The sequence below is a fragment of the Protofrankia sp. CiP1_Cm_nod1 genome, from assembly GCF_920888515.1.
Taxonomy (GTDB): Bacteria; Actinomycetota; Actinomycetes; order Frankiales; family Frankiaceae; genus Protofrankia.
In genome coordinates, this window is record NZ_CAKKTM010000294.1 from 4,736 (window position 1) to 9,234 (window position 4,499).

The window sequence follows — 4,499 nt, forward strand, 5'->3', positions numbered from 1 at the left end:
TGTGGCCGGTGTGGCCGATGGTGGTGCGGCTGGCGACCGGGCCGGTGGCACAGGTGGCGGCGCGCTCGGCGGGGCACCCCAGCCACGGTCGGGCAGGAGGCGTTCGTCGGCACGGACGTACAGCCGGCCGTGCGCGGTCGACGCCAGCTCCCGGCCCAGGTCGAGGACCATGTCAGCAGCCACCCACCAGTCCCCGGCCGGACGGGTTCCGCCGCTTCCCCCCGGGCCGGATCCGCCAGCCCTGGCCGGGCCGGATCTATCCGTCCTGGCAGGGCCGGATGCTCCGGCCGAGGCGGATCCGTTCGTCCGGGCCGAGGCGAATGCCCCGGTCGGAGCGGATCCATCGGCGCCGGACGGGCCGGATGCCCCGGTCGGGGTGGACGTCCCGGTCGGGGTGGACGTCCCGGTCGGGGTGGACGTCCCGGTCGGGGTGGATCCGTCGGAGCGGAGGAACTGGAGGCTCTCGCCATGCCCGGTCGCCACAAGCGAGCCGGCGAACACGAGTGCCGCGGACGCGGAGCCGAACCTGCCGGCAAGGGACACCACCGGCGCCGGGCCGGCGAAAGAGGCAGCCACCATCTCGGCCGGCCCAGCCGTCACGTCCGCCGCCCGGGCCGCCGGGCCGGCCGCCCCGGGCGGACCAGGCGGACCAGGCGGACCAGGCGGACCAGGCGGACCGGGCGGACCGGGCGGACCGGGCGCCCCCGCCGCCCCCGCCGGCGAAACCGGCCCATTCCAGCCGGCGTCTCCAATGCCCCCGGAGCCCCCGGAGCCGTCCGGGCCAGTCGTGGCCGTCGGCGGTGACCATGGTGCCGGCCTGTTCCCGTCACCCGCACCCGCGACCGGGCCCGCGACCGGGCCCGCGGCCGGAGGCGATGGGGGCGAGGATGCCGGCGGGCCGGCGGCGGGCGGCGGGCCGCCGGGCTCCGCTGTCTGCGGAGCCGGAACCTCCTCCGACGGGATCTCCTGCACGTCGAAAGGGCGCCGGCGTCGCCCCTGGCCGGACGCCGGGCCGTCAGAACCAAAAGCCATCGGCTACCCTCGCGGAAGTGCTGGTCGTGGGCCCGGCGGCGCAACGGACGGCCCGGCGGGGACGGACGGCCCACCCGGAGCAAACGGCACGCGGCCGCCGGACGGGCCGGCGGCGGCCCTGGCGAGAGCCGGGCCGGCAGCGGCCGGGGCGGTGGTGGCTGGTGGGGTAGCGGCCGGGACGGCCGGCGGCAGGACCAGTTCGGTGCGCAGGACCCGCAGCGACCACTCGGCCCAGCGTTGCTCCGCGCCGGCGCGCCGCCCCCGCACGGCCGCGGCGAAGACGAGCGCGACCTGGTCGTAGCGGTGCGCGGCCTCGGCCAGCGCGACCGCCCACTGCTCGACCCGCAGGCCGGCCGCGGCCACGGGCCACAGCGGCTCGGCGACTGGCGGCTCGGCCAGCACCGCCTGGACGTCGGCGAGCACGGGCAGGACGCGCCGGGCGGGCAGCCCGTCGGCGACATCGCAGCGAGCCAGCACCAGCCGCCGCGACAGGACGTCGAACACCGACGCGACCGCCGGCTCCCCCATCCTCCCGACGGCGCCGGGCACCATCCCGACAGCACCAACCACCGATCCGGCGAGACCGATCGCCGTCCCGACAGCGCTGGGCACCGACCAGGCAGAATCGACCACTATTCCGTCAGCGCCAACCACCGACCCGGCAGAACCGGCCACCGACCCGACAGCGCCAACCACCGACCCGGCGGGACCGGCCACCATCTCGGCGGTCCCAACCACCGACCCGGCAGAACCGGCCACCATCTCGGCGGTCCCGACCACCGATCCGGCGGGAGCGGCCACCGGCCTGGCCGAACCAGCGGGCACGTCCGCCGCCGTGACCACCGAACCGGCCGTACGCCCGGCCGCCGCCGGCCCAGCCGTCATCTCAGCCGGCTCAGCTGTCGCGTCCGCCGCCCGGGCCGCCGGGCCGGCCGGCCCATATGAACCGGACAAACCGAATATTCCAGACAGTCCGGGATCGGGATCGGCTGACAGCGACGCGCGGGCGGCGGCCGGGTCGTCCAGGTTGTGGACGAGCAGCCAGGCGGCGACGTGGACGAGGCCGGCCGCGGTGTAGTCGGCGGCCGCGTCCCGGTACCGGCCGGTCCGGATGGACAGCTCCGCCGCCCGCTGGAAGGAGCCGGCGTCCCGGTAGCAGCGCGCGGCCTCGACGGTATGCCCCGCCCGCAGGTAGCAGTCCGCGGCCCGCTCGAGCAGCACATGGTCAGTCATGAAGCCGCTGCCCTCGTTCGGCCCGTCCGGTCGACGGCTCCTCCTCGGCGGGCCACTGCCTGGCCTGCTGCTCCTGACCCACCTGCCGCTCCTGGAGCAGCGGTACGGGCTGCGGGGCCTCCTGCTCGATGAGGGCGTTGTTCTCGACGATGCGGGCGACGTCGGCGGTGATCCGGTCGTGGCGGGCGTCGTGGTCGGCCGCGGGCGCGCCTTCGCTGGTGTCCTCGACGCGGAACACCTCGACCTCACCGGTGTCGGCGCGGTAACGGAACTTCACCCGGACCCGCATGCCTCACCCCCCGAATCCCGTAATCAATAACACGTGGCCCGCCAGCTCATAGCCTGTGGTTCATAGCTCGCGGTTCATGGTCCTGGTTCGTGGTTCGTGTCCGTGGTTCGTGGTTCGTGTCCGTGGTTCGTAATCCGGAATCCAGGATCTGAAATCCGCGGTCCGTGGCCCGAAGTCGGGAATCCGGCCGGGCCGTCAGATCCGCAGCTCGAATTCGATGTCGAGGACGCCGTCGTTCTCCGACCAGGTGATGCCCTCGGCGCGCCGGGCCCGGGCGTAGGCCAGGATCGCGTCCCGGTAGGCGCCGGCCAGCGCCTGGTGGAAGATGTTGCGCCCCTGAATACCGACGGTGACCAGCCGAGTGGCGGCCTCCCGGCGCAGCTCCTCGACGCGGGCAGCGGCGGCCTCGGCCAGGGCGGTGTCCGCGCGGGCCGAGGCGGTGGCTTCCACGGCGGCGCCCTCGGCGGTGTCGGCCCGCTGCCGGGCGGCGGCGAGCAGCGCCTCGACCTGGGCGTCGACAGCCCGCTCGGCGTTGCGCGCGGCCTCCCGGTGGGCGTACCGCTGCGTCCGGCCGCCGTAGTTGTCGTCGTAGTAGACGCCTTCGCCCTCGGCCTCGACGGTTTCGGCGAGCTGCCCGCGGACGACCGCGCTGGCCTCGCCGGAGGCCGTCACCTCGGCGACGGCCTCCGCAACGATCTCCAGTTCGCGGGTGGCGGGATGGTAGATCAGCCAGCCGCCGTCGAGGGCGTGCCGGAACGACTCGCCGTCACGTTCCCACCCGGCGGTGCGGGCGAGGACGCCGGTCAACGCGGCCAGGGTGGGCGCGCCGATGCCGGCGGCCAGCGGCTCGCGGACCCGGGCGTCGCCGGTGGCCTGCCCGCGCCGGGTCACCTGGCGGCGGATCTCCTGCTCCCAGGCGTCGCTGAGGTCACGGGTGGCGCGGACGCGGACCCGGCGCGGGTTACACATCGACCAGCTCCTCCTCGGCGAACCGTTCCCGGTAGATGGTGATCGTCTCCCGCTGGTGGCGTTGGACGTCGGTGAGCAGGTCACGGGCGTCGGGATGGTCGCGGCGCAGCTCCAGGACGAGCCGCTGGCCGCGTCGCAGCAGCTCCCGGAACTCCTCGGCGCGGGACGCCTCCTCCCGGCGGCCGGCCAGCTCGGCAAGATCGATCCGCAGCTCGCCGAGGCTGCGCACGGTGCGGCCGGGCTGGTCGACGGGCACTCCGGCGTCGGCGACGATCCGGCGTATCGTCTGCTCGTCCCGCGGGTCGGTCCACAGGTGCACGAGCGGGGCGAGGTCGGCGAGTTCGGCGGCGGCACGGCCGGCGAGCAGCGCGCGGGCCGCGAACGTCTTCTGCGCCTTCACCGCCCGCCGGTCGGAGAAGACGACGCCTTCGGCGCGCAGCGAGCGCACGATCCGGGCGAACGGCCCGCGCACGGCGGTCAGGTCGATGTCGGCGACGGCGCGCTGGAGCCGGCCGAGGTCGGCGAGGCCGAACCCGGCCCGGGTCCGCCCGGCCGGGCCGTCCGCCGCGGCCGCCCCGTCCGCCACCGCGTTGATCAGCTCCTGTTCGCCACGCCAGCCGAGGGTGAGGACGTCCTCGATGTCGTCGTCGGGGACGTAGTCGAGCCGACAGCGCAGCAGGAACCGGTCGCTGAACGCGGCCAGCACCGGGTCGTCCGGAATGTCGTTGGACGCCCCGAGCAGCGTGATCAGATTGGCACCGACCGCCTGGGTGCCGTTGTGGAAGGTCCGTTCGTTGATGAGGGTGAGCAGGGTGTTGAGGATCGCCGAGCTGCCCTGGAACACCTCGTCGAGAAAGGCGATGTCGGCCTCGGGCAGCATGCCGGCGGTGTTCACCTGGTAGACGCCCTCGGTCTGCAGCCGCCGGATGTCGATCGGCCCGAACAGCTCGGCCGGTTCGGTGAACCGGGTCAGCAG

The 4,499-nt window shown here is 74.9% G+C and carries 4 protein-coding genes and 1 pseudogene; all 5 read right to left on the reverse strand.

The window, feature by feature from the left end:
- Nucleotides 1–183 (reverse strand): annotated as a pseudogene (locus NBX02_RS13275) (hypothetical protein); the annotation flags it as partial.
- Between the two features lie 852 nt (nt 184–1,035).
- Complete coding sequence (locus NBX02_RS13280) at nt 1,036–2,265, reverse strand: hypothetical protein (RefSeq protein WP_250291567.1); 1,230 nt, start codon at nt 2,263–2,265, stop codon at nt 1,036–1,038.
- Nucleotides 2,258–2,554, reverse strand: coding sequence for a hypothetical protein (locus NBX02_RS13285; protein WP_250291568.1), 297 nt, complete (start codon nt 2,552–2,554; stop codon nt 2,258–2,260). Before NBX02_RS13285 ends, NBX02_RS13280 begins: the two co-directional genes overlap by 8 nt.
- A gap of 195 nt (nt 2,555–2,749) precedes the next feature.
- Nucleotides 2,750–3,523, reverse strand: a complete 774-nt coding sequence (locus NBX02_RS13290; protein WP_250291569.1) for a molecular chaperone DnaJ — start codon at nt 3,521–3,523, stop codon at nt 2,750–2,752.
- Nucleotides 3,516–4,499: AAA family ATPase (locus NBX02_RS13295; protein WP_250291570.1), on the reverse strand; the 984-nt coding region annotated here is incomplete at its 5' end. The genes NBX02_RS13295 and NBX02_RS13290, both read right to left, overlap by 8 nt.

Bases quoted from the DNA above. Each gene is read 5' to 3' on its own strand.
- NBX02_RS13280 (WP_250291567.1), bottom strand. From the start codon at position 2,265: ATGACTGACCATGTGCTGCTCGAGCGGGCCGCGGACTGCTACCTGCGG.
- NBX02_RS13285 (WP_250291568.1), bottom strand. From the start codon at position 2,554: ATGCGGGTCCGGGTGAAGTTCCGTTACCGCGCCGACACCGGTGAGGTC.
- NBX02_RS13290 (WP_250291569.1), bottom strand. From the start codon at position 3,523: ATGTGTAACCCGCGCCGGGTCCGCGTCCGCGCCACCCGTGACCTCAGC.